The sequence below is a fragment of the Shewanella sp. genome (assembly GCF_013214165.1).
GTDB lineage: Bacteria > Pseudomonadota > Gammaproteobacteria > Enterobacterales > Shewanellaceae > Shewanella.
Genome location: NZ_JABSSM010000025.1, coordinates 20,533 through 44,972, shown reverse-complemented (window position 1 = coordinate 44,972; position 24,440 = coordinate 20,533). Strand labels below are relative to the sequence as shown.

16 protein-coding genes are annotated in these 24,440 nt (G+C 48.6%); 10 read left to right on the top strand and 6 right to left on the bottom strand.

Features of this window, described 5'->3' with window-relative positions; all coding sequences use genetic code 11:
• Positions 1-78: 78 nt before the first annotated feature.
• Positions 79-1,335: an ABC transporter permease gene (locus tag HRU42_RS09360; protein WP_295030541.1), complete on the top strand. Its 1,257-nt coding sequence runs from the start codon at positions 79-81 to the stop codon at positions 1,333-1,335.
• Between the two features lie 374 nt (positions 1,336-1,709).
• The gene (locus tag HRU42_RS09355; protein ID WP_295030539.1) at positions 1,710-2,747 is read left to right on the top strand and encodes a Preprotein translocase subunit SecY; all 1,038 of its coding nucleotides are present in this window, start codon (positions 1,710-1,712) and stop codon (positions 2,745-2,747) included.
• A gap of 142 nt (positions 2,748-2,889) precedes the next feature.
• Here the strand turns inward: HRU42_RS09355 and HRU42_RS09350 are convergent, their stop codons facing one another.
• Positions 2,890-4,449 (bottom strand): Vps62-related protein, encoded by a 1,560-nt coding sequence (locus tag HRU42_RS09350; protein WP_295030538.1) that lies wholly within the window; start codon positions 4,447-4,449, stop codon positions 2,890-2,892.
• Positions 4,450-5,047: 598 nt separating this feature from the next.
• Between HRU42_RS09350 and iolB the strand changes: the two genes are divergently transcribed.
• The 7 genes from iolB (at position 5,048) to HRU42_RS09315 (ending at position 15,979) form a co-directional block, all read left to right on the top strand.
• A complete protein-coding gene (gene iolB, locus HRU42_RS09345; RefSeq protein ID WP_295030536.1) occupies positions 5,048-5,866 on the top strand; it encodes a 5-deoxy-glucuronate isomerase in 819 nt (272 codons plus the stop codon).
• Between the two features lie 61 nt (positions 5,867-5,927).
• Entirely contained in the window at positions 5,928-8,450 is a 2,523-nt protein-coding gene (gene ptsP, locus HRU42_RS09340) for a phosphoenolpyruvate--protein phosphotransferase (protein ID WP_295030535.1), read from the top strand.
• Positions 8,450-9,634, top strand: a complete 1,185-nt coding sequence (manA, locus tag HRU42_RS09335; RefSeq protein ID WP_295030533.1) for a mannose-6-phosphate isomerase, class I — start codon at positions 8,450-8,452, stop codon at positions 9,632-9,634. Before ptsP ends, manA begins: the two co-directional genes overlap by 1 nt.
• A gap of 65 nt (positions 9,635-9,699) precedes the next feature.
• Complete coding sequence (locus HRU42_RS09330) at positions 9,700-10,014, top strand: PTS fructose transporter subunit IIB (RefSeq protein ID WP_295030531.1); 315 nt, start codon at positions 9,700-9,702, stop codon at positions 10,012-10,014.
• 37 nt (positions 10,015-10,051) lie between these two features.
• A complete protein-coding gene (locus HRU42_RS09325; protein ID WP_295030529.1) occupies positions 10,052-11,140 on the top strand; it encodes a PTS fructose transporter subunit IIC in 1,089 nt (362 codons plus the stop codon).
• Between the two features lie 5 nt (positions 11,141-11,145).
• Positions 11,146-13,236 carry a metallophosphoesterase gene (locus HRU42_RS09320; protein ID WP_295030528.1) on the top strand — a complete coding sequence of 697 codons (2,091 nt, stop codon included), beginning with the start codon at positions 11,146-11,148 and terminating at the stop codon, positions 13,234-13,236.
• Between the two features lie 82 nt (positions 13,237-13,318).
• Positions 13,319-15,979 (top strand): glycoside hydrolase family 38 C-terminal domain-containing protein, encoded by a 2,661-nt coding sequence (locus tag HRU42_RS09315; protein ID WP_295030527.1) that lies wholly within the window; start codon positions 13,319-13,321, stop codon positions 15,977-15,979.
• 617 nt (positions 15,980-16,596) lie between these two features.
• On the opposite strand, the gene HRU42_RS09310 is transcribed toward HRU42_RS09315, so the two are convergent.
• From HRU42_RS09310 to iolC, 5 genes are all read right to left on the bottom strand, one after another.
• Entirely contained in the window at positions 16,597-16,725 is a 129-nt protein-coding gene (locus tag HRU42_RS09310) for a hypothetical protein (protein WP_295030526.1), read from the bottom strand.
• 30 nt (positions 16,726-16,755) lie between these two features.
• Complete coding sequence (locus HRU42_RS09305; RefSeq protein WP_295030525.1) at positions 16,756-18,258, bottom strand: CoA-acylating methylmalonate-semialdehyde dehydrogenase; 1,503 nt, start codon at positions 18,256-18,258, stop codon at positions 16,756-16,758.
• A gap of 65 nt (positions 18,259-18,323) precedes the next feature.
• The gene (gene iolE, locus HRU42_RS09300; RefSeq protein ID WP_295030523.1) at positions 18,324-19,223 is read right to left on the bottom strand and encodes a myo-inosose-2 dehydratase; all 900 of its coding nucleotides are present in this window, start codon (positions 19,221-19,223) and stop codon (positions 18,324-18,326) included.
• Between the two features lie 15 nt (positions 19,224-19,238).
• Positions 19,239-21,098 carry a 3D-(3,5/4)-trihydroxycyclohexane-1,2-dione acylhydrolase (decyclizing) gene (gene iolD, locus HRU42_RS09295; RefSeq protein WP_295030521.1) on the bottom strand — a complete coding sequence of 620 codons (1,860 nt, stop codon included), beginning with the start codon at positions 21,096-21,098 and terminating at the stop codon, positions 19,239-19,241.
• A gap of 13 nt (positions 21,099-21,111) precedes the next feature.
• Positions 21,112-23,028 carry a 5-dehydro-2-deoxygluconokinase gene (gene iolC / locus HRU42_RS09290; RefSeq protein ID WP_295030520.1) on the bottom strand — a complete coding sequence of 639 codons (1,917 nt, stop codon included), beginning with the start codon at positions 23,026-23,028 and terminating at the stop codon, positions 21,112-21,114.
• 395 nt (positions 23,029-23,423) lie between these two features.
• On the opposite strand from iolC, the gene iolG reads away from it, so the two are divergent.
• Positions 23,424-24,410 (top strand): inositol 2-dehydrogenase, encoded by a 987-nt coding sequence (gene iolG / locus HRU42_RS09285; RefSeq protein ID WP_295030518.1) that lies wholly within the window; start codon positions 23,424-23,426, stop codon positions 24,408-24,410.
• The last annotated feature ends 30 nt before the right edge of the window (positions 24,411-24,440 follow it).

Genomic DNA, 24,440 nt, shown 5'->3' with positions numbered 1-24,440 from the left:
TATCGTCACAGTGATCGCCCAGAGGCAGAACCAAGGTGATGTTATTGCGATTACCACACCTCCCAAAAGGAGCCGAGTATGAGCTTAGTCGATGAGAGTAAGATTTATATCGAAGGCATAAAGCAAGCCTTCGATGAGATGCGCCATCACAAGTTGCGTACGGCTCTGACCCTGTTAGGTATGATATTTGGTGTCGGCGCCGTGATAGCCATGTTGAGTGTGGGCGAGGGCGCGGAGCGAGAATCGCTGAAGATGATCGAGTCCATGGGAGTCAGAAATCTGGTAGTTAACGCCAGAACATCGGACGGCGAAGCGCTAAAATCGATTCGAGAGCACAGCATAGGTTTGAGTCTCAGAGATGTTGAGAGTGCCAAAGATACCTTACCCTTCGTGGAAAACTGGAGCGCCGAGAAGCAGATCAAAACCTTCAGCTTATTTAGCCTAGAAGGCCGTAGTGATGCTCAAGTTAAGGGGGTGACGCCCAGTTATTTTGACTTGAGCGCCCTGAAAATGAGTGAAGGCGGCGCCTTCGATTCAAAAGATGAGGCTCATTATCGACAAGTTGCCGTATTAGGTCCGGAAGCTGCCAGAGGCCTGTTTCCACAAGGAAAGGCTATCGGCAGCGTGATCAAGATAAATCATCAGTGGTTTACCGTGGTGGGTGTGTTGACCGATGCCCAGAGTGGTAAGTCAAAAATTCAGGGCGTTAAACTGGGTGGAGAGCGCAATGAGGTATTCATTCCTCTGGCCACGGCTCTGAAGAAGATGAATTTTAAGAGTCTGGAAGATGAATTAGATGCCTTTAAGGTGTCACTTGCCGAAGGGGTGGAGCCATCATTGGCGGCCAAGAGCCTGAGGCATCTGCTCAAGCGTCGCCATGGCGGCGAGCAAGATTATGACATAGTGGTACCGGCGGACTTGCTGGCTCAGCATCAGCAGACGCAACAGATATTCAATATTGTCATGGGCTGTGTGGCGGGGATCTCCTTGCTGGTGGGCGGCATAGGCATCATGAACATCATGTTGGCCACCATCATGGAGCGTACCACTGAGATAGGCTTACTCAGGGCGTTAGGGGCCAGGCGCAAGGATATTGCCCGCCAGTTTCTTATCGAGAGTATAGTCATCTCGGCCACGGGCGGCGTCATAGGCATAGGTGTTGGCCTCTTGTTGGCGTTCGTGATCTCTTCCGCCGCAGGTTGGCCGGTGGCCTGGTCCCCCTTTTCCATCGTGTTAGCGCTGGGAGTGTGTATGACTATCGGTGTGGGTTTTGGCCTCTACCCGGCCAAGAAGGCGGCTAAACTGGACCCGATCGTCGCCCTGCAAAGAGATTAGTCTCAGTTGCATTGAATTCATGATTCATGAGTGATAAAGGATGAGTCAATTTACGGCCTTGTATCGATAGCGATGCAAGGCCGTTTTTATGCCGATTGGGATAATCCCTAGAGTCGATATCAATCTGGCTGTGTTTGTCCGTACCTATATTAGGTGTTACTAAAAAATAACACTGTATCAATACGCGATGCACATAGGTGAGCAGGCTTTAAGCAGGTTTTTCAGCTGTGATTGAAAAAGCTTCAATAAGCGCTGTTAAACCATGCTTTATAAGGGAAATGGCTCGGTTTTCATGTATGCTGGCGCTCCATTTTTCTGTCTGCGCCGCCAAGCTGCAGACCAAGAGCATCGGCTCGCCGAAATAGAAGTCAGATATGTTTTACAATCAAGATTTAGCCCTGCGTTTTCCGAAAGGTAAGTTTGCCATGTGGAGCGTCTATAGCTTCACCGGCGCTTCCATCTTAGCCTCCATCGTATTCTCTTTATTGCTGTTTCTGTCCATCGATGATGACCCTGTTATGCAGTTACTGTTTGGCGGTTTGGCGGTGATTTTCGAACTGGGTAAATTTTTTGCCTGGTATGAGGTGGGTGAACGACATGCGAGACGTAACTATCCGGGCATGCTCTCTGCGTTGGGTTTCTATCTGGTGCTGGCCGTCATCTCCATCGGTGGCTCAGTGGGCGGTATTAACAGTGCCACCAATAAGGCTCAGGAACATGTGAATGTGCAGCAGAGCAAGGTGAGCGCTTACAACATGCAGATCCAGGCTATCGATGCACAGATCAAGCTTAATAATGTTGCCGCCGAAAAATACATTCAGATGGAGCGGATCGCCACCGGTGTGACCCGTATTCAGAAAGAGAATAATAAGCTGAGACAGGAGCAGCAAGCCCTGGCGATGGAACGCGATAACTTGCCCGTAGTCAGTCAAGGCTCTGTCATTGGCTTGATCGACAGTTTAGCCAGCTTCTTGAACATTCAGGCAAGCACGGCTCAACTCGGCCTGGTGGTCTTTCTGTCGGTACTGCTAGATTTCTTCGCCGCCTTCTTCGTCGGCCTCATCGGCGAGGAGAATCGTTTTCGCCATCAGTTCCACAACATGAAGCCGCTGACCATAGAGGGGTTTAACCCGGCAGAGAGTAAATCACCCGAGTTACTGTCTCATTTCGACGATGCTGACATAGTGGCTGAAGCCGAGAAATCACCTTACGAGCAAGTGCTGCAAGCATTAAGTCTGAATTGGGTGAATTGCAGTAAACGGGCGGTGAGCAAGTACTTAAATTTGTCCAATGATGAGGTGGATGAGATTTTTAAGCGGCTGTTTGATGAAGGAATAGTCAGCAAGAAAGCCAATAATCATTATCAGTGGCATGGGGTGACAAGGGCAGAACCAGAGGCTGACTCGCCATAATCTTATGAAGGTTATACGTTCGTTAGCCTGAGACGATTCAGACTCAATCGGCTGTAAATGGCAGGTAAGCGGTGTGTTTCAAGATAGTCGTCAAAGGTGTAAAAACGGCTTGGCAGCAGATGTGTGCTAAGCCGTTATGATGCTATTCTAAAGAAAAATGATCCGGATCTAAGGCCTCTTTTCTTATGGGACCCGTAGGACCATCTTCGAGCCGACACACGCCAATATCTACAATGTTATCGATACAGGCTTGTTGTGGATTTCCCCAACGTCCCTGATAATTCATCCAGCTGTGAACGCCAGCATATTGCCCCGGTGTTTGATAGACGATCACCTCAATATTATCTTTGGTATCCCAGACTATTCCTTTACTGGTTTTGTCGATCAAATCGATATAAACAATCGTTTTGTATACGATATTGCCGGTATAGCCATATAATCCATGTGAGCCCTCGGCTGAATACACCTCGGCGCCAAATCCTCCGTCTTGCGTCCCCAAGGCTAGCGTCTTATCGCCGAACATATAGGTATCGCCGTCACTGTGTTGGCTCAAATAAACCTGATAAGGGTAGCCATTGACAAATCGGACGGTCATATGTTCCCAATCACCCACATGGTTACCATAATATGTGTCGGCGTAGGTTAATGGTGGCCAGTCAATAAACTTGCCTCTATTGTAGGGATAGAACATCCAATAGATGATATCTGTCACTGTGTCTGTCGGCTTGATCCCGTCAGTGGTGATATTCGGCGACTTTTTCTGGATGATACTGGTATAAACAGGCACATCGTTCGAGGCCGGGTTTTGTCCCAGCAGGAATATCTGATTGGTGCAAATAGCACAGTCTAACGGGGTGGTTAGAAAGTTGTTGCTGTCGGCAATGTCGTTATTGTCACCATAAAATGGACTGCCACAGGGTGCATGATAGGGGACGGATGAGGGAAAAAACGATTCATCCTCGTGTAAGTATACTTTCGGGGCGAATTGACTGGCTAATGCTCTCCAATCATCATCGGTTACGGGGCCTTGGTTAAACCCTAGCCCGTCGATCTTAGCCTTGTCTAATACAAAAAATTGCTGGCTGCCAACATGGTGACTCTTCCGTGTAATAAATGTGTTGGCTGCGAGTCCTGCTTCATCGCCTGATACTACTGATGCTTGCCATACCCCTGTATCGTCATCGGCACCGGAGCCTGTATCATCCCAAACTTTAATATAGCTTCCCGCCTTTAGATAATCGGTTTTTACGCAACGTATCCAATCGCGATCGGGAGTATGAGAGTAGCTTCCGACAGCAACATGGCCTAAGCAAGTATATCCAGAGGGCGCTATGGGTTGCCAGAACTTGACATCATAGTCGCCTCCGGAGCCAGAATCATTCCAAACCTCATCATAGCCAGTGGGTTTTTTTAAGGCATCAGAGGCAATCGCTTTCACTGCAAATGCCAGCTTGGGTCTTGTATGGCTGCTCATAGAAACATCACCTAAACTGTAATATCCATCACTAAATTGAGCATGGGTTAAGTCAGGCCGCCAGATCGACAAGTCATCATCGGCATCCGTGCCGCTATCATTATATTTCCAGGAAAATTGAGTAACGGATTTCACGGCGAGTTTTATGTCGTTTGCACTGACATTAGTGCTTACGGCAGCATACAAAATTGCCAGTAAAAAAAGATATTTTTTATCATTGAAATTCATGGGACACCTCGTTGATTATCTTATTAACACTTGAATTGTAACTGAATTGTAACTGAATATGATTGTATTTCCAGTGCCGAACAATCTCGTTCCTAGCAGGATTAGAAATCAAGTCAACAATCAAAAATGCCAAAATGAATTAAAATGGAATCTTTATGCTGACTCCGGTAAGCCTTTAGTGCTGATCACTATTTGGCGCATTCGGCAGCGCGCAAGATAAGCGCGGCGCCTTATTGCGAACCATCGTTAGACTATTTCGATATAAATACGGGAATTTCTGCATGACTCAAGATCGAGGTTGGGACGACTCAAGCCAACAAGGTGATAGCTAAAAGATGATGTCGACATTATGCCCACCGTTAAAAATGATGCCGGCAAGTATTTACCTCTCCAGCATTGCCAGTGCAACAAAAATTCCGTATAGTCATATTTCGGTTTAAAAGTTCTATTTTGAGGGTTTGAAATATAAATCCCATTAAGATACCCTCTTATGGGGTTTAACATTTTGAGCGCTTTCTTGCAACACGCCGAGGTGGGGGGACCAATGAGTGCCTCGATGTCGAATAGCAGGATAAAATAGGCAGTGTAGAGGAGTTTTATGAGTCATTTACTGGTACATTCTGGCGGCGAAGACAGCTGTGGATGTGTCGTTCGGGTCACACCTGAGTCGGCGAATTGGCGTTATGTTGGTTTCGCCGTACATAAGCTGGCTAGGCACAAATTATTGACTAAAAATGCCAGTGAACAGGAGACTTGCATCGTGATCTTGTCGGGGAAGGTTAACTTTTTAACCTTAAATGATGAGGGTAGAGAGGTTCGTTTCGACGATGTTGGTGAACGCAATAGTGTCTTCGATCCCATGTCTCCTTACGCAATCTACGTCCCTGCTGGGATCGAGTACCAAATTGAAAGTATAACCCCCGCTGAGATTGCCTTATGCACAGCCCCAGGCGATGCCTCAGCCGAGGTCCGTTTAATCACACCGCAACAGATCTCGGTCGAGCAACGTGGTCAAGGGAGTAATAGTCGTCTGGTGCGCAACATATTACCGGAAAATGAACGAGCAGAAAGCTTGTTGATTGCCGAGGTGATCACGCCATCGGGCAATTGGTCATCATATCCGCCTCATAAACACGATACGGATAACTTGCCCCAAGAATCAGCATTAGAAGAAACCTACTATCACCGCCTCAATCCTCCTCAGGGCTTCGCCTTTCAACGGGTCTATACCGACGACTTGAGTGTAGATGAAACCATGACAGTGGTTGACGGTGATGTCGTTATGGTACCCGAGGGTTATCACCCGGTAGGAGTTCCCCATGGTTATGATTTGTATTATTTAAATGTCATGGCAGGTCCCAAGCGTGCCTGGGTGTTTGCTAATGATCCTGAGCATGATTGGATTGCCAAACAGTAATTCATTGTGGTCAAACAGCCCTAATTTATTACCTGTCTATGTTGAATAATGAGTGTGATACATGAATCTAGAAATATTATTTGAGTGCCCATTACCCAATGGGATCCATGCTCGCCCAGCCAGTGTCTTGGCCGAGATTTGCCAGGGTTTTAACGCCGAAATATACCTAGATAACCTGCGCAATGGCGAACGTGCTTCTATGGCGAGCGTATTGGCGATGATTTCCGCCGATGTGTTGCTTGATGACCGGTGCCGCATCGCCATCGCGGGTGAAGAGGCCCATGGTGCATTTGAGAAACTTTCACATTTTATCCAACATGATTTTCAACATTGTGATGAGGCATTGCCTGAGCTACAGCAAGAGGTTGCCATTAAACTACCTAGATCCCTAACACTGACTAAGCCAGATTATATTGCGGCAGTCTCGGTGAGCCAAGGTGTTGCTACTGCCAAGCCTATGGTGTTAGGTCAGCATCGTTTTTCACCTGAAATGAAGCAGATTCAAGGGCAAGGCGTCGCGCTAGAGAGTCAGCGTATACAGGATGGCTTGCGAGCGTTAGGCCAGTTACTCAGCGATGAATTAAACGCCCTAGGGCTGGGGAGTCAAAGTACCCAAACACAAGTCTTAAACGCGCATTTAGCGATCGTAAAAGATCCAGAATTGGCGCAACGCATAATTGGCTATTTGGCGCGAGGGGCTGAGGTGTCTTGCGCACAAGCGATCATGAGTACGATCGATTATTTCAATGAACGCTTGGGTCGCGCCGAGAATGTGTATTTACAAGAACGGGCTTTGGATATTCAGGATATCGGCAGTCAGTTAATGCGACTGTTATATGGTGATGAAGCGGTGAGCCAAGTCGTCTGCCTCAATGAAGCCAGCATAGTCATCACTGCAACATTAACACCCAGTGCGTTTATCGCGCTAAGCGGCCCTCACTTATTAGGTTTGGTATTAGAAAGTGGTGGCCATACATCCCATACCGTGTTGTTGGCACGCGCAGCGGGAATTCCTGTGTTGGTGGGTGCAGACAAGGCGGTAGATTTTTGTCGTGGCTCAGATAGCGTCACCCTCGATGGCAATTTAGGAATATTACTGCGCAATATTCAACAGTCAACTCAAGGTTTTTACCAATTAGAGCAGAAAAAAGCCGTCGCGCTCGCCTCATGTTATCAGCCATTCAAACACATTAACGCCAGCACACTGGATGGACTGGGAATTGAAATTGCTGCGAATATAGCCTTGTCACCAGAGGCTAAAGGCGCCTTTCTCCAAGGTGCCGATGCTATCGGTCTGTTCCGTACTGAAATGCTGTTTATGGATCGAGACAGTGCGCCAAGCGAACAAGAGCAATACCTGTGTTACCAAGAAGCGCTGCAAGCGGCCAATGGTAGCGCGGTGATCATACGTACGTTCGATGTAGGCGGCGATAAACCCATTAGCTATTTTAATATTGGCGATGAAGACAATCCATTTTTGGGTTATCGAGCCGTGAGGACCTATCCTGAATTTTTAGCGTATTTTACCACTCAATTGAGGGCGTTAGTGCGTGCCGCAGTCTTTGGTAACTTACGCATCATGATCCCTATGATTGCGAGCGTGGAAGAGATGCGTTGGGTGCGTGAACAGTTCGATGAGGTCATTGCTCAATTGCAGCAGGACAACATCGAGCATGCTAAACCTGAGCTTGGCATGATGCTCGAGATCCCTTCTGCAGCCTTCATGATTGATAGTCTTGCCCAATACGCTGATTTTTTTTCCATTGGCAGTAATGATTTAGCACAGTATTTCCTCGCTTGTGATCGTGGCAACAAGCGTTTATCCGCCCTTTATAGTAATTATCACCCAGGGTTTATTCGTTTACTCAGCCAGGTTGTCGATGACGCTAAGACGGCAGGACGTTGGCTAGGTCTGTGTGGCGAGATGGCCGCAGACAACCAACTATTGCCCCTATTGGTGGGGTTAGGGCTCGATGAAATAAGCATGGCTGCACCTGGTATTGCCAAAGCCAAGGCTAATGTGGTGAGTTTAGATCACCGAGCGTGTCATGCCTTGGTCAAACGGGTGATGGCGTGCCCAGATATTGAGTCGGTAAAAGCGCAGCTGGCCGAGTTTCATCATTCGGGAGTCAGTAAACCCGTCCTCGAACGTGGGCTTATCTTAACGGATTGTGACGTGAGTTGTCGTGCAGAGGCGATTAAAATACTGGCGGATAATCTCCTGGTGCAAGGGCGGGTCCGGAGCAGCGACGCTATCGAAGAAGCATTATGGCAGCGTGAAGATATGTTTAGCACAGGTTTGGGTTTTGGCATCGCTATCCCTCACTGTAAAACCGACGATGTGATGCACAACAGCATCAGTCTGTTGCGTCTGCAAGCGCCAATAGAGTGGGAAGAAGGCGGTGAGCCGGTCGATATCGTATTTATGCTGGCGGTGAAAAACAGTGATGGTGGCGATGTTCACATGAAATACTTTTCAAAATTGGCGCGTAAGATTGTGCATGAGTCTTTTCGTCATGAACTGAGAACCTGCCCGGATGACGCGTCGCTGTTGACATATCTGAGCAAGGTATTGGAGTTATGATGGCTGACGACACCATATATTACCTGCAGAACACCACACAGGCCTATCACTGGGGACACCCTAAAGCGATGGAGAAGCTATTTTCCATCGCGAACCCAGAGCAGTTGCCACAGGCAGAAATGTGGATGGGAGCCCATGATAAGGCACCCTCTTTCATTCAGCGGCCCCAGGCGATGAATGCATTTATATCTGAAAATCCAGAGCAGGTACTAGGGGCGGAAATTAACGCACGCTTCTGCGGGAAATTACCTTTTTTATTGAAGCTGTTATCAGCCGAAAAACCCTTATCCATTCAAGCTCACCCCAATAAGCAAGCGGCCGAACGAGGTTTTGCCAGAGAGAATGCCTTAGGGATCCCACTCACAGCAAGCCAGAGAAATTATCGCGATGATAATCATAAACCCGAGCTGATTTATGCGCTGACACCATTTAAAGCCATGAATGGATTTCGCAGCATCGATGAGATTGTGCGTCTATTCACGTTCATCGATAATTCGGTGTTAGGTGTCTGGTTAAGTGATTTACAGCAAGCGAATGACAGTGACGGTTTAAAAGTTTTTTATCAAAGCCTCATGGCACTGCAAGATGTAGAGAAACAGTGTCTACTCGATGATGCGTTAGTCGCGGCTAATCAGAGCGATGAATTGGCGCTGCAGGAATTATTGACCCTATATCAATATTACCCCGGGGACATAGGGGTGCTCTCACCCTTGTTATTACATGTCGTCACTTTAGCGCCTGGAGAAGCCATGTTCCTCAAGTCGGGAACCCTGCATGCCTATCTGCAGGGCACAGGTTTAGAGATTATGGCTAGCTCAGACAACGTATTACGGGGCGGCTTGACCAATAAGCATATCGATATCCAAGCGCTAATTGAGACCATTGATTTTGAACCGACCGATGCAACCGAGTTGAGAGTACACGCTGTTGTTACCCAAGCTCAGACATCATTTCCTGTGCCAGTGTCTGACTTTAGCTTCAGCGTCATCAATGCATTCGATGAGGCGCAGAGCTATACGTGTCGCAGTGCAGAAATTTTATTTTGCTTGCAGGGCTCAGTCACTGTCCGCACATCTGCTGGACAATGTCTGGTGCTGAATCTGGGGCAGTCGTGTTTACTCACCGCTCAAACCCGAGAATACAGTATTGCAGGTTGTGGTCGTGTCGCCCGCGCCAGCGCGTAAGCTAAGCCATTGGTTAGCTGAGTACAAGGTGTTAATTTTTAACGTCGTAATAAAAGGAAAAATCTATGTTTATTATTTGTGTAGCCGCATGTCCGACAGGCATCTCGCATACCTATATGGCCGCTGAATCGTTACAACAAATCGGTAAGGAGTTAGGTCACGAAATTAAAGTTGAAACCCAGGGAAGCCTAGGGATCGAGAATGAAATTACCGCCGAAGATATTGCGCGAGCCGATGGCGTTATCTTAGCCACCGAGATAATGATCGAGGGAGTCGAACGCTTCCAACATCTCCCCCTGTTGGAATGCGGCGTAGCGGACCCGATTAAACAGGGTCGTGAAGTTATCGAGGCCCTCGTGCAAGAAATCCACAACACTTAATACATCAACATCTTGAGTGAGAGTAGAGTAATAGAATATGGCGACATTTAACAGCAAGGCTGGTGTACAAAAGAAAGGGCTAATCACTGAGTTGCGTGGTGCGCTGATGACAGGTGTATCTTATATGCTCCCCCTGGTTATTGCCGGTGCGGTGATCATGGGATTTGCCCGCATTGGAGCATCGTTTTATGGCATCGTGGATATCTGGGATAGTGCCCATGCGTTAAGCGATAATAGTATCATTCGTCTACTTTACTCGTTCGATCAAATAGGCTCGATAGGCTTGAGTCTTATGCTACCTATCATTGCGGGTTATATCGCCTATGGTATCGCCAATAAACCCGCCTTAGCCCCGGGCTTAATTGCGGGAGCCTTGTCGCAGCAGCTGGGCACAGGTTTCTTAGGTGCATTAGTGGCGGGATTATTGGCGGGGTATATCGTACGCTACATGGTGAGATATATTCGCCTGCCCGGAGCCTTTGCCAGCATAACCCCTATATTCTTGATCCCATTTGGCGCGACGCTGTCTAGCTGTCTGATCGTGATTTATGTTATCGGTGAGCCCCTGTCTAGCCTCAACCAGTCACTGGAAAGTTCGTTACAGATGATGTCAGGAACCAACAAGGTGTTGCTGGCGGCCATCGTTGGCGGCATGGTCGGTTTCGATTTGGGGGGGCCGGTCAATAAAGCCGCCATTACCAGCTCGCTGGCACTATTGGCATCTGGGATTTACGACCCCAATACGGCGGCGCAGGTGGCGATTGTCGTACCACCGATTGGCTTAGGTCTGGCCATTTTTATCTGGAAAAGTCGCTTTCAAGGTCCACTACAAGAAGCGGGGAAATCTTCATTATTGATGGGCCTAGTCGGTGTTAGCGAGGGGGCCATTCCTTTCATACTCGCTAAACCTCAACTGATCATCATTAATGTCATTGGCTCTGCGGTGGCTGCGGCATTAGCCGTGGGGCTAGGCGCCGTCAATAAGGCACCTATCAGCGGCTTTTATGGTTGGCTGGCAGTCGATGGCTGGATGATATACGTATTCTCCATCGCGGTTGGCGCCGGGATCATCGCTGTGGGTGCCGGCCTACTGGTTAAACCAGAACCTCAAACAAGCGGCGGATAACGTCGATGAAGCCATTTACCCTGATGCAAAAAAAACGGACTCAAGGTGCCCAGATCCAAAGACGCTGCTTGTGGCTGATGATGGCTTGCCTAGGTACCTGGGCTTGCCAGTCACCTAGCCATTTGCCTCCATCGTCAACTGAGGTTCAATCATCTGAGCTTCAAATCGCCTTCATGCCGGATATTCATTTCCATGATATCTACGCCGATTTTGACGATGACTCTTTTGCAGGATTAGTCAGTGCTCGCGGTGGCAAATCTGCCACTATTCGCACCATGTCATCGCAACTTAAGTCTACTCGGCTATTTAATGAAAATTATTTTGCCCTGTTAGCTGCCCTAGACGATATTGTGTCTCGGGGGGTTAAATTAGTCGCCCTGCCAGGGGACTTTAGTGATGATGGTCAAGTCGTGCATATGCGCGGCCTGGGTAAAATATTGGATCGCTACGCCGAACAATACGGTATCGAATTTTTCTCGGCACCGGGTAATCACGATCCAGAACGCCCATACGCTCGTCCGGCGGGTAAGGCGGATTATCTTGGTGCAGGTGGTCGCGAACAACGCATATTTAGCAAGGGAATGGCAGAGTGTCAGGACTATAAGCAGAATTGGACTGTGATTGATGCCGGTTACCCCTTAACCACGATTTGTAGCGAAGAAGTGAAAGTACTTGGCTATCTAGGGGTGATGGCGCAACTGGAGCAGCATGGATTTTATCCAAAACCGAATTATCTATATTGGGAATCGCCTTACAGCCAATATGAATATCTCGACTATGACGTTAATCAGGCTCAATCTCAAGCCAGTCTTGTGCAGCGTCAATATGAAATCTGTCACCAAGGAACCGGGGGGCAATATCGGCAAGCTCACTATGACAATTGCCTGCAAGTCCCAGATGCCAGTTATGTGGTAGAACCTGTGGATGGCTTATGGTTATTGGCTATCGATGCCAATGTGTATGTGCCCAGAGACGAGATCAATGCAGGCGATCTTGCCGATCCGTTTAATTTTTCAGCTTCGGGCAACGCTGGATATAACAAGATGGTTAGCCATAAGGCCCATGTGATGGTGTGGATTGAGTCAGTGGTCAAGCGTGCGGCTGCGATGGACAAGCAATTGATCGCATTTAGTCATTTTCCTATGGTCGAATTTTATGATCAACAATCGAATGCCATCGAGACGCTGTTTGGTGCCAATAATTTTCAATTAGTGCGCCGCCCTGATGAGGCCGTGAGTCAGTCTCTAGCCGCCACGGGACTCAAGGTGCATGTTGGGGGGCATATGCATATCAATGATACCGGGATCAAACATAATAAAGAGGGCCAATTTCTATTTAATATTCAGGCGCCATCGATCGCCGCCTATGTGCCTGCCTATAAGTTAATGACCCTCAAGACTGATGGTGATATCGAAGTCGAAACCATAGTGTTAACGCATATCCCACGCTTTAACGAATTATTTGACCACTACCGTGAGGAATACCAATACTTGGTCAAACAGGGCGCAAACACACAGTGGGATCCCGGCATTCTCGATGCGACCAGTTATGCTGAATTTACCCAATGGCACATTCGAGAACTGACTCGGCAACGTTTTTTACCCCAGGAATGGCCCATCGAAATACGCACGTTATTATTTGCCCTCACTGGCCGAGACATCTTAGTGCTATCACGGTTAAACCGGCCTATCACACTGGCACAACTGACTCGCGGCGAATTTAGTTTGTCTCAGTTGCAGGACACTCATGACTGGGAAATGGCTGTGCAAGCAGCCGCACAAGATGCTGTTGGGGCAAACTTAGATTTGGCCGATTTTTCTCAGTGGAATGGTTTCGATCTTGCGGTTGATTTCTATCGTCTACGCAACGCAGATCAACTCGCATTACGTGATATCAATCAAGGGCGTTTGCGGCAATACACCTTACTCACTCGCATCCTCGCAGAACAGCAGCATGCTAATGCGCTCACGGACAGTGTGTTTGTCAAACAATTTGGCGGGTTATTCGAGATACTCGATGGTTTTCGCCATGGTTTACCCAATGACCATTTCATGCTGGATATGACTGAGGGGACCATTACCGATCTTAAACATTAAATCGCGCTCACGAACAGCGACATATTGTGTGCGGACTCGCACCCACATCCTGATTGAACAATCATAGCGAAGAGAATTAATTATGCAGCAGATTTATGTTGTGCCTCATACTCATTGGGATCGAGAATGGTATTTTTCGGTCGAACAATCACAGGTATTGTTACTCGAAGCCTTACCGGTGATCCTGGCCGCGCTGGAAGAGGGCAGCCTGCCTTATTTTGTCCTCGATGGACAGAGTGTGATGCTGGCGGATTATCTAGACTTGATGCCACAAGAGACACAGAGAATAAAAGCATTAGTCAGTGCAGGCAAGCTGCTAGTGGGGCCTTGGTATACCCAGACCGATCAGTGCGTGGTCGGTGCCGAATCCATGGTGCGTAACTTATTGTACGGCACCCGGGATTGTGCGCCTCTGGGCGGCCACATGAATGTAGGATATGTGCCCGACTCGTTCGGTCAGACCGAACAATTGCCGCAATTTTTTAATCAATTTGGTATCAAATACGCGGTCTTTTGGCGTGGTTTGTGGGATGGTATGAGTCCCAAAACCGAATTTAATTGGCAGGCTAAGGATGGCAGTGAAGTGATCACCGCCGTGATTCAGAAGGGTTACAGTGGCATGAAGGGAATGCCCAGTGATGAGGAGTTTAGTCAGACGGGTCTTAAAAATATTAAGCTGTTGCTCAGTGGCGTCGCGTCTTTCAATCATGGTAAGAACACCTTGATCATGGCGGGTAATGATCAGCAGCCATGGGATGCTCGTCTGCCTAATTTGCTCAATGAAGAAAATGCTCGCCAAACACAATATCATTACCAACTCGCTAGCTTTAATGACTTTTTCCAAGCTTTAAAACAGGATAAGCCATTGAAAAATGTGAGCGGTGAAATGTTGGCCGGGAAATATTCCCGTACTCATCGAGGTATTTATTCTACCCGTTATGACATTAAGAAAGCCAATGCAGACATTGAAAATCTGATCACCAATCAACTCGAACCCCTGCTGACCATAGGCTGGAGCATGGGTATGTCATATCCACATGGTTTAATTGAGAAAATATGGAAAACTATCATGCAGAGTCATGCACATGATAGTATTGGTTGTTGCAATACCGATCCGGTTAACGCGGCGGTGAAACAGCGTTTTACCGCGTCGATGGCCCTGTGTCGTCAGCAACTCGATCTGCGTCAGCGCCAGATAAGCCAGTGCATTGTACCTGGGCTCGAAGGCGAAAAGCTGGTGCTGTTCAATACCTTGCCACACCCTAGAACAGAGCTAGTGAAGATCGAGATTGTGGTGCCAGCATCGGCCCATGATGCATTTACTATCGTCAACAACCAAGGTCAAGCCCAGCGATTGCAAGTGTTATCAGTCGAAGCGGTTAACTTGAGTTCGCTAGTGCAAGATTTGGCCGCTGCGTTGAAACCTGGCCAAGTCGGTGATCCGATATTGTATCAATATCACTTGTTGGTGGATGCGGGTGAAATACCGGCCCTAGGGTATAAAACACTCTATATCCAACATAATACCCAATCTAGGTCGCTCGAACAGGCTGAAATATACGCGGCGAGCCCCTCGGAAGCCAAGATAAGCAATGATAAACTTAGCCTCAGTCTCGTCGATGGGACCCTGACGCTCGTTAATCGTCAGACAGGTCAAACGTTATCGGGCTTGCTCGAACTGGTCGATGGCGGAGATGATGGCGATAACTATGACTTCTCACCCCCAGTGCAAGATTGGTTGATCTCCACCCGCGGACAAGCGCCAGAGGTGCGTCTGCAGCAAGGCTACCTAGCGAGCACTATGTGGCTGGAATATAATCTGTCGCTGCCAGCAGATCTGAGCGAGCGCCAGCGAGGTTGCGCTTCGGTGAATGTGCCCGTCAAGGTGTGCTTGAGCCTAACTCGGGGGGCTGAAAGTGTCGATGTCACTGTGAGTCTTAATAACACGGTAGCAGATCATCGACTCCAGGCAGTATTTAGAACCGATATAGACAGTGATGTTTCCTATGCCGATCAACCATTTGGTACCATAATGCGTGCCAGTCACCCGCCAGAACTCGATGAATGGCAATCACAAGAATGGACATCGAAACCCTTGCCCTTGTATCCCATGCAGAGTTTCGCGGCCCTAAATGATGGCCAACAAGGCTTGGCAGTGATCACTGAGGGTATTCGAGAATATGAAGTCAGTCTGGATAATGCCAGTGATCTCGCTATTACCTTATTTAGAGGGGTAGGCGCCTTGGGTAAGCCGAATTTGGTCTACAGACCCGGACGCTTATCTGGCATGTCTACCCTTACCCCAGACTCACAGCTATTGGGCGAGTTAAGTTTCCATTTTGCGCTCTTGCCCCATAGAGGCGATGTGGTGGCGGCAGGCGTGGCCAGGCAGGCTAAACAATTCTTAAGTCCTATCGAAAGTTTCCATGATAGTGGCTTCAATCGGTTTAGCATCAATCGGGTGGAGAAAAAATTAGCCGATGAATTTAGCTTGTTAACCTTAGACTCTAGGCTGGCGGTCAGCGCGATAAAGAAAGCAGAAGACAGCGAAGCCATTATATTACGTATGTTTAACCCATCGTTTGCTGCTCAGGATATCGGGTCTTTATCGGGTGAATACATCACCGGGGATGTGTTTCGCTCGAGTATGGCTGAAACCCGGGGTGAGAAGTTGGCTAATCTAACCCAGTTGGGGCAAGCACGCCCCCAGGAGGCGGTGACCCTGTTGATCGAAAAGTCTTAAGCATTAACCTAACATTAGCCAAGGATGGCGATATCGGCCTAGCACACTCACAGCCATTTTTAACCAGGGATACCAGGATTGTCCACCTACCTCACGCATGTCCCCCTATCTGGCAAATAGTCAGCAGCAGTATCAGCCCTAGCACTAAAGAATACCATTGCGAGTCAGTATCTGATCATTGAGCGGGAGTTCAAAGCGCTGTAGGCAAGATCACTATATAGCTCCTCGGTAACTGCTCCTGCGTTACTCTCGATAATAGCTCCTGCATTACTCACCCTTCACCCTTCCATGGCTGGTACCTCCTGCATCTGATCGCCAGGGGCCAATGATACTCCCAATATCATGATAGCATTCCCTCCATCCATGTAGGTCAAGGAGGGATGTCTTATTTTGTATGGAACAACATTGACCATGCAGTCGTATATCGAGAACATGTAACCTAGCATAAAGGGCTTTGCCATTTGTTGTACACATCAGCCGCACAGCGTGAGGCTCTCAGTGTTTCCACTTCTGTGTTACGTTGACTTAAAAGGGAATAACCATTTCCTCATCAATTGCGCCTTGAATTTAAAAAACGGAGAGTCTCTGAACTGACCAGATACTTATAGGGAATGGTATTAATCTTGAGGATCAGTCATGTTGTGAATGCCGCGGCTTGGGGTGAACACCGGTGAGCGCGATAGACCCGAGTCGACATGAAAATGCCGTTCACAGGCTAAGTGAACGGCATTGAGTGGCATCGACATGTTGCACCTTACAGGCAAACCGTGGTCGATTTATCCCATCGTTGGCATCGAAAAGTCTGCCGAGCCTGGTTGATCTTTCGGCCAGCGCGCGGTTACCGCTTTCATCTTAGTGTAGAAACGCACGCCATCGGATCCGTGCATATGCAAGGGGCCGAATAAGGACCGCTTCCACCCTCCAAAGCTATGAAAAGCCATAGGTACCGGGATAGGGACATTGACGCCAACCATACCCACTTGAATATCTTCTACAAATTGACGAGCATAGTTACCGTCGCGAGTAAAAATAGCCGTGCCATTGGCAAATTCGTGGCTATTGATCAGTTGAGTGGCCTGTTCATAGCTGTCGACACGGACAATGCATAATACCGGACCAAAGATCTCTTCGTCATAGATACGCATGCCAGGTTTGACGTGATCAAATAGGGTGGGTCCGACGAAATAGCCTAATTCATTATCCGGGCAGACAAATGTGCGTCCGTCGATAATCAAGCTGGCCCCATCTTCGACCCCAGCTGTGATGTAGTTGCGAACCTTATCGGCATGTTCTTGGCTGATGAGGGGACCCATGTGGGATTCATTGTCCGACTTTGTTCCTGGCCCCACCCGCATGTCATCGATGGCGACCTTAAGCTGCTCAATCAAGTTATCGGCGACGATATCCCCGACACATACAGCCACAGATATGGCCATACAACGTTCGCCGGCAGAGCCATAAGCGGCCCCCATCAGAGAGTTAATCACTTGTTCGGCATCGGCATCGGGCATAATAACCATATGGTTCTTAGCGCCGCCTAAGGCCTGTACGCGTTTACCTTTGGCGCTGGCAGTGGCATAGACATATTCGGCGATGGGTGTTGAGCCAACGAAACTTATCCCATGAACTCGTTCATCATGAAGCAGCTCGTCCACCGCGACCTTGTCACCATTAATGACGTTGAATACGCCATCGGGTAGACCCGCCTCAGTCAATAATTGCGCTAAACGTAGTGGCACCGAAGGGGCTTTCTCTGAGGGTTTTAAGATAAAGCTATTGCCACATGCGAGGGCGATCGGAAACATCCACATGGGTACCATAGCCGGGAAGTTAAATGGCGTAATGCCCGCACACACCCCCAGGGGCTGCATCATGGAGAAACAATCGACGCCACGGCCGACATTTAATGAATATTCCCCCTTGAGAAGGTGGGGGATACCGCAGGCAAATTCGACCACTTCTAAGCCGCGTTGTATTTCGCCCATGGCATCAGAATGAACTTTACCATGCTCTAGGGTGATGAGTTGAGCGAGCTCATCTTGATGCTGTTCGACTAAACTTTTGAACCTAAATAGAACTCTAGCACGGTTGAGTGGAGAGACCTTACTCCACCCCGTAAAGGCTGTCTGAGCGACATCGATGGCCGCGCGTACATGCTCTGCCTCCGAGAGTATCAGACTGGCACATTGCTGACCTGTCGCAGGGTTATGAACGGCGATTGTTCGACTCGTCTGGTTTGTGTGATGAACACCGTCGACGTAATTTCCTAAAGTTTGCATTGTTTGCCTCTGGCTGGTTAAAAATGACCTGATTGAATGTTAGGGGCAGTGACCCATCGGATGGTTTAGCTTATTATTTCAAGGCCAGCGCGTTCACATAAGGCACGTAAATTCACTGCGCCTAGGGTGGCGTAGGTGAGAGGGTGAGCCACGGCTGGGTCTTGTTCTGCCTCAACCACTAACCAACCTTGGTAGTGTGATTTTTTCAGAGCAAAGAATAAGGTCTGATAGTCGATACAGCCGTCCCCGGGGACAGTAAATACCCCATTAAGCACGGCATCAAGAAAGCTTAAGTTACGGTTCTTTACGTCGATAAGTACCGATCCACGCACGTCTTTACAATGAATATGACAGATACGATGGGCATACTTTTGCTGTAGGGCGAGCGGATCTGCGCCGGCATAAGTCAGGTGTCCAGTGTCCAACAGCAGGCCAACCTCTGGTCCAGTATGTGCCATCAGTGCATCGATATCGGCTTCAGATTGTACTATCGTGCCCATATGGTGGTGATAGGCGATGCGCACTCCCTGGGACAAACAATATTGCGCTAACTCTGTTAAACGCCGTGCAAATTCCGGCCATTGAGACTGGGTTAATACCGGGCGTTGTGATAAAGGGGTGTGTTGCTGGGAATGAATGCAATCAGTCACTTCACAATACACCATGACGCTAGCGCCCAGCTCCTTTAATAGGGTCAGATGGCTTTGAATGGCGACAATCTCCTCGGCGACACTGCGGCTTAATAATTGTCCGCTGAACCAGCCCGAGACCAGAGATAAACCTTGTTCTGCTAAAATAGGCGCCAGCTTGTCAGCCTCTCTGGGGAACTTGTTGCCCAACTCGAAGCCAGAGTATCCCGCTTTTTTTCCCTCACTTAGACACTGTTCGAGTGGTGTTTCTGCACCCAATTGGGGCATGTCATCGTTGCTCCACGTCAATGGATTAATGCCGATCCTTACACTCATTAGTTTCACTCCCGATTAATATGGTTGCTTTTGTTTCGCGTCCAAGTACTTCGAATACGCCAGTTTAGTTTGCTGTCGTGCAGATATTTCTGGTACCGCTACGTCCCACCAATATCCTCCCTCTGAGGTGATATTAGGGTCGGTATCCAAGCTGATCACATAGGTCATATCACTCGCAACAGCGCGTTGCAATGCTTGCTCGAGCGCGGCAATGCCCTCGACCCGTTCTGACTGAGCGCCCATCGCCGCCGCATGGGCGGCAAAGTCCAACTTAGGCGCGCCACTGTCTATGGTGCGGCAATCTTCCAGCATGTTGTTAAAGGGCGCCCCGCCAGTGGCGTGCTGTAAACGGTTGATACAGGCATAGCCACGATTGTCTAGCACCACCACGATGATTTTGTAACCCAGCATCACCGAGGTCGCAATTTCACTGTTGAGCATCATGTACGAACCATCGCCGACCACCACGAAGACGTCACGGCTAGGGTCTGCCATCTTGACGCCTAAGCCCCCTGCAATTTCATATCCCATACAGGAGAAGCCATATTCGACATGATAGCCCTTAGGATCGTCGGTTCGCCAAAGCTTGTGTAACTCACCAGGCAATCCTCCAGCCGCGCACACGACAACATCGCGTTTGGCACTGGCGCGCTTTACCGCACCTAAGACGTGTGCATCACTTGGGAGCCCGGTTGGGGTGTTAGGAGTCTCAGTGGCCGCGGTGACGGCTGCATAATAATGATTCCATCGGGTCATGGCATCACGACCCTGTTGCTGCCAATCAGGTGAGACGGTCCAATCGGACAATTGCTCACTTAGCGCTGCCAGTCCTAACTTGGCATCACCAATCAAGGGGGTGGCGTTATGCTTAAAGGCATCAAACTTAGCGACATTCAATTGAATTAATACCGATGTTTGGTTGTTAAATAGGGTCCTAGATGCTGTAGTGAAATCTTGTAAACGAGTGCCTACGGCTAAAATAACGTCAGCCTCTCGTGCCAGTTCATTCGCCGCTGGCGTGCCTGTGACCCCAATAGAGCCGACAGTGTTGGGATTGTCCCAGGCTAGGGCACCTTTTCCTGCTTGAGTTTCTGCTACCGGGATGCCGTGAGCTTTGGCAAAGCGAGTCAACTCAGTGATCGCCTTGGCATAATGGACACCCCCGCCGGCAACCAATAAAGGCCGTTTCGAGGCTTTGAGGATCTTTACCGCCTCGAGCAACTGGCGTGAATCGCTGGGCTGACGGTATGCGCGATGAATGTGCTCGGCGAAGAAGCTCTCTGGATAGTCATAAGCTTGGGTCTGCACATCTTGGCACAGTGCCAGTGTTGCAGGTCCACAGTGTTCCGGATCTAGCAGGACCTGTATTGCCGCTGGTAAACTGGTAATGATTTGTTCTGGCCGAGTAATGCGGTCAAAGTAGCGGCTCACGGGGCGAAAACAGTCGTTGACACCTATGGTCGGATCGCCAAAGTGTTCTATTTGTTGCAGCACAGGATCTGGGGTGCGGCTGGCAAAGTTATCACCCGGTAAAAACAGGACTGGCAAACGATTAACATGGGCTAAGGCTGCTGCCGTTATCATGTTGGTCGCACCAGGACCGATAGAGCTGGTACAGGCCATCATGCGCTGTCGGTCATGTGCCTTGGCATAGGCAATTGCCGCATGAGCCATGCCTTGTTCATTATGAGCGCGGTACGTAGGGAGCAGATCTTGGGCCTGATGTAATGCACTGCCTATCCCAGCGACATTGCCATGGCCAAAAATAGCAAACACACCTTCGAACAGTCGGAAGGTCTCGCCTGAGATGTCCACTTTCTGCGCGGCTAGGTATTTTACTACCGCTTGAGCCATGGTTAACTTTATGGTTTTCATGAATATTTACCTGCTATTTTGCGTTGCGTTCACGCCAATATCCGATTAATGTCAAGTAGTTATCGCTTACCTTCTCGATCAGTTGCTGGTCGTCTATCTCGCCTTTCAACCACTGGAGTGCAGGAGGGCCAAATAGGGTTCTCCCCACAGCAAAACCTTTGCATATTTCGAAGCCTGCACTCTGATTAAATCCTTGACGAAGTGCTTCTTGGGAGGCATCTAATCCAAGCAGCACGACACCACGACAATGTGGATCGCGACTGGCAATTAAATCGCTGATCTGTTGCCAGGCTGTGCGACTGGGGGAGGGCAGTTTCCACCAGTCAGGAAAAATCCCCAGGTTATAAAATCTTTTCATGCTGTTCACTATGGTATTGTCATCCTGATGGCAATCTTTTGGTGGAATAATTTCCAGTAAAAATTCATGACCGCTGCCGATACAGGCTTGGTACAGTTCTTGTACTTGGCGTTCTTGCTGCAATCGCAATGGGACTGGGTCGTCCAAGTGATAGAACACCAGGCATTTAACCACATGCTCCCTAGGCCAAGTTTTTAGGCGTTCACTGATATTGCGCCCACCTTCGAGTTCCAAGGGGCGAGAAGAGGGCAGCTCAACGGGGCGGCCGATCCACCACCCTCTGCCCGTCACATCATTGAGCGCATCTTGACCATATGTATCGTCGATCAAGACGCCCACCTTGCCTTCGATGCCGGCTCGTGCTGCCCCACGTTCGGTGGCCTTGACCAAGAGTTGCTTTAGGGCTGGGATCCGCTTGGGATCGGCATCGGCTTCGGTAGCCATGTCATAAAATTGCTTGCGGTGATCGAACGCGAGTACACATAATTCTTGCCGAGGGGCTTGATGACGTGAGGTGACCCGATGCAAATAATTGAGCCGGGTATCGCGATCGGGTCTTGGTACCGTTTGGGCGCGTTCGAGGTAGTCGTCTAGCTCTTGGGCCGACGGAATCGCTGGTGCGCAACCATGACGTGAAACGACTAAGGCACCACAGGCATTGGCATAGGCTGCACACCGTTCGAAGGGTTCACCCGCTAGCCAGCCGCGCAAAAACCCACTGATAAATGCATCGCCTGCACCCAATACGTTGAGTACTTCTACCTGAACGCCGCAGTAAAGGTGAAAGTCTTGCTCAGTGGCAGGGATCTCACCATCGAGCACGGTGCAACCTAATGGACCGAGTTTTAATACGATAGTCGCAGTGCTTAATTGGCGGATATTGTTTAAGCTGGCAATAATATCGTCGCAACCACCTGCTATGTTAATTTCTTCTTCGGTGCCGACGATGAGATCACAATCAGGCAGAATTGTTTGTAAATGAGAGGTCACATTAGCCGATGAAACGAAACGGTTTTCACCCTCACCCAGTCCGGTTAATCCCCATAAAACGGGACGATAATCAATATCGAGAATGACCTTGCTACCGGCATCTTTAGCATAGTCGATGGCTTGACGACAGGCAGCATAGGTGGTTTGCGTCGACAGGTGGGTACCGGTCAATAATAAGGAATGGCTAGAGGCAATGAATTCACGGTTGATGTCCGCCTTGGTTAGCGCCATGTCAGCGCAGTCATGGCGATAAAAAATCAATGGGAAGGTCTCACGATCTTTGATCCCCAAGATGACGAGCCCGGTCAGGTGGTCGGCATCGGTTAATACCTGGCTGGTGTCAACGCCGGCACGGGCTAATTCTTCTCGAACAAAACGGCCCATGTGTTCATCGCCAACGCGAGTCAACATGGCTGATTTTAGGCCGAGACGAGCGGTACCATAAGCGATGTTTGCGGAAGACCCGCCCAGGTACTTAGCAAAACTGCTCATATCTTCCAAGCGGCTACCTATCTGTTGACCGTAAAAGTCAACCGCAGCTCTGCCTAGACAAATGATATCGAATTGTTTGTGTTTGTTCATATAAAAATATGCTCCAGATAGAGACGTATTGGGCTGGAATTGACACCTAAACTACGGCTTATAACTGATAAAATAATTTACGGTCCCGTGACTAGCCTAGCTTAATCTCGGCCAACGATTAAATCGCTTTACTCAAAGTGATAATCTACTATAGAATAAATATTCCACGCAAGCAATAGTGTGGAAAATATAGTTTGCGCATCGTCCGGTTAAGCTCACTAGGCAAGAAACTATAGGCCTATAATATTTTTATGTTGAATATATATTCTGTACTTGTATATTTAGAATGAATTAGGTGTATTTTTAATCCTTGCATACATGAGCTTGTAGACGGGACTTGATATGACTGCAAACGTTATCGGATATCACCATCTTTAATAAGGAACTTTGGCTTTATGATTAATATTTGTTTATTTGGTGCTGGGAGGATCGGTGCTATTCACGCAGCCTGTGTCAATCAACATGCAGATGTGCGTATTCGTTATGTGGTTGATGTTTATGCGCCAGCCGCAGAAAAGTTAGCGTTAGAGTGTGCTGCGACTGTCACGGATCCCCAAACGGCATTAGCCGATCCTGAGATAGATGGGGTTATTATTGCCAGTTCGACCGATACCCATGCAGATTTAATTGAGCAAGCAGCCTTGGCGGGTAAGGCCATTTTTTGTGAGAAACCCATAGACCTTGATATTGATAGGGTACGACACTGTTTAGCTGTGGTAGAAAAAACAGGCGTACTTTGTGCCATCGGCTTCAATCGACGTTTCGATCCTCAATTTGAAAAACTCAAACGCGCCATCGAACAGAGTCGAGTCGGACAAGTCGAAATTATCAGCATCACCAGCCGTGACCCGTCACCCCCTCCAGTAGAATATATCAAGGTCTCTGGTGGACTCTTTCGAGACATGATGATCCATGATTTTGATATGGCCCGTTGGTTACTCGATGAGGAGATCGTGGAAGTTTTTGCTACCGCAAGTTGTCAAGTCGATGCGGCCATAGGCGAGGTCGGTGATGTAGACAGTGCACTGGTGACATTAAAAACAGCCAGTGGCAAACTTTGCCAAATAAATAATAGTCGCCGTGCTGTTTATGGTTATGATCAACGGATTGAAGTCTTTGGCTCCAAAGGCATGATTCAGGCCAATAATAATCTTGAGTCTAACCTAGTTGTCACCGGCGAACATGGGTCCTTGAGTGAGAAACCTCAACATTTTTTCCTCGAACGTTATGCACAGGCCTACCGCTTGGAGTTAGACAACTATGTTAGTTGCTTGCGTGGTGAAGCTGTACCTGTCGCATCGGCCGATGATGGCATGCGAGCGTTATTATTAGCCGACGCGGCCCTAAGATCCCTACAAACAGGACACGCCGTGATCTTGTAGTCGAACTTGATACTGACAGCGCGTATATCA

Coding starts and splice junctions, on each gene's coding strand:
- HRU42_RS09355 (WP_295030539.1), top strand. CDS start 1,710: ATGTTTTACAATCAAGATTTAGCCCTGCGTTTTCCGAAAGGTAAGTTT.
- HRU42_RS09325 (WP_295030529.1), top strand. CDS start 10,052: ATGGCGACATTTAACAGCAAGGCTGGTGTACAAAAGAAAGGGCTAATC.
- HRU42_RS09360 (WP_295030541.1), top strand. CDS start 79: ATGAGCTTAGTCGATGAGAGTAAGATTTATATCGAAGGCATAAAGCAA.
- iolG (WP_295030518.1), top strand. CDS start 23,424: ATGATTAATATTTGTTTATTTGGTGCTGGGAGGATCGGTGCTATTCAC.
- HRU42_RS09330 (WP_295030531.1), top strand. CDS start 9,700: ATGTTTATTATTTGTGTAGCCGCATGTCCGACAGGCATCTCGCATACC.
- manA (WP_295030533.1), top strand. CDS start 8,450: ATGGCTGACGACACCATATATTACCTGCAGAACACCACACAGGCCTAT.
- ptsP (WP_295030535.1), top strand. CDS start 5,928: ATGAATCTAGAAATATTATTTGAGTGCCCATTACCCAATGGGATCCAT.
- iolD (WP_295030521.1), bottom strand. CDS start 21,098: ATGAAAACCATAAAGTTAACCATGGCTCAAGCGGTAGTAAAATACCTA.
- iolB (WP_295030536.1), top strand. CDS start 5,048: ATGAGTCATTTACTGGTACATTCTGGCGGCGAAGACAGCTGTGGATGT.
- iolC (WP_295030520.1), bottom strand. CDS start 23,028: ATGAACAAACACAAACAATTCGATATCATTTGTCTAGGCAGAGCTGCG.
- HRU42_RS09310 (WP_295030526.1), bottom strand. CDS start 16,725: ATGTCGATGCCACTCAATGCCGTTCACTTAGCCTGTGAACGGCATTTT.
- iolE (WP_295030523.1), bottom strand. CDS start 19,223: ATGAGTGTAAGGATCGGCATTAATCCATTGACGTGGAGCAACGATGAC.
- HRU42_RS09350 (WP_295030538.1), bottom strand. CDS start 4,449: ATGAATTTCAATGATAAAAAATATCTTTTTTTACTGGCAATTTTGTAT.
- HRU42_RS09305 (WP_295030525.1), bottom strand. CDS start 18,258: ATGCAAACTTTAGGAAATTACGTCGACGGTGTTCATCACACAAACCAG.
- HRU42_RS09315 (WP_295030527.1), top strand. CDS start 13,319: ATGCAGCAGATTTATGTTGTGCCTCATACTCATTGGGATCGAGAATGG.
- HRU42_RS09320 (WP_295030528.1), top strand. CDS start 11,146: ATGAAGCCATTTACCCTGATGCAAAAAAAACGGACTCAAGGTGCCCAG.